1 protein-coding gene is annotated in these 214 nt (G+C 65.9%); it reads left to right on the plus strand.

Going from position 1 to position 214, the window contains the following annotated elements:
- Positions 1 to 214: hypothetical protein (locus NQL71_RS29835; RefSeq protein WP_274643809.1), on the plus strand; the 214-nt coding region annotated here is incomplete at both ends.

Here is a 214-nt window from a genome sequence, read left to right on the forward strand (position 1 = left end):
TGGCGAAATCAACGTCAAAGTCGTCGACGACCTGCCGACCGCCAAGCCCGATGCGACTTCTGTGGCCGAGGGTGGCACCGTCACCGGCAACGTGCTGGTAAACGATATCGGCGGCGCCGATGGCTCCGGCGGTGGCGTGGTCGGCGTGCGCGCAGGTGCCGACACCTCGTCCCCGGTGCATGGCGGCTTGAACAGCCAGATCAACGGCACCTAT

The sequence above is a fragment of the Pseudomonas serbica genome, assembly GCF_028823535.1.
In the GTDB taxonomy this organism is placed as follows: Bacteria; Pseudomonadota; Gammaproteobacteria; order Pseudomonadales; family Pseudomonadaceae; genus Aquipseudomonas; species Aquipseudomonas serbica.